Below are 863 nucleotides of genomic sequence, written 5' to 3'. Positions count from 1 at the left end.
CTAGACAACGGCCCCACCCGCGGCAAAAATATGAGCGTTAAATCTCTACAAATAACCTCAAGCCATACCGGACAAGACCGTTGCTACACCAGCGTACAACCGGCCTCACAGCCACGCAATTCGCCACGCTACACACAGCCCTCACCCATCACCTCACCTGGTCAAAACCAGGCGGAAGACCACCAGCGCTAACCCTCAACCAAGCCCTCAAAATCACCCTGCTCTACCACCGCCATAACCTCACCGAAGAACTCCTCGCAGAACTTTTTGCTGTCTCTCAATCGACAGTCTCACGAGCTATCAACACCATCGAAAAGGCCCTGGAGAAGATTCTCACTCCGCTGATTCAGCCTTTGAAAGAAAGCCTTAAAGTACCAGGATCTTTGGTCATCGATGGGACCCTGATACCCACGTGGAATTGGCGTTCACTTGGTAAAACAAATTTCTCTGGAAAGCACAAACGAGCCGGATTCAACCACCAAGTCATCTGCACCCTAGATGGCAGACTCCTAGCCATCACTGACCCGTTGCCTGGGGCTAGGCATGATGCATATGCCTTCAAGGTTCACGGGCTAGATCAGCTGCTGGATTCCTCGACTCTGGCTGATAAGGGCTATGTGGGTCTGGGGTTGGCTACCCCGGCCAGGCGTAAGCCGGGCCAACGGCTGAGCCGGGAGCAGAAGCGGAATAACCGGGTGGTGAATCGGCTACGGTCGGTGGTGGAGCGGGTTATCGCGCACATCAAGACTTGGCGGATTCTTCATACGGGGTTTAGGCGGCCGTTGGGGTTGTATGGGCGGGTGTTTTCGGTGGTGCGGGGGTTGGTGTTTTTGGCTGCGGGTGGGACTTTTGAATAAGCCTCA

General features: G+C 54.7%; 1 protein-coding gene. It reads left to right on the top strand.

Annotated features, from left to right (window positions below; all coding sequences use genetic code 11):
- The first annotated feature begins 80 nt into the window (after positions 1–80).
- Complete coding sequence (locus tag L7A20_RS11825; protein WP_237195762.1) at positions 81–857, top strand: transposase family protein; 777 nt, start codon at positions 81–83, stop codon at positions 855–857.
- The last annotated feature ends 6 nt before the right edge of the window (positions 858–863 follow it).

The organism is Rothia nasimurium (genome assembly GCF_928381415.1).
In the GTDB taxonomy this organism is placed as follows: Bacteria; Actinomycetota; Actinomycetes; order Actinomycetales; family Micrococcaceae; genus Rothia; species Rothia nasimurium_H.
Note: the sequence above shows the minus strand (reverse complement) of the source record. Positions and strands in the feature narration are given on the sequence as shown.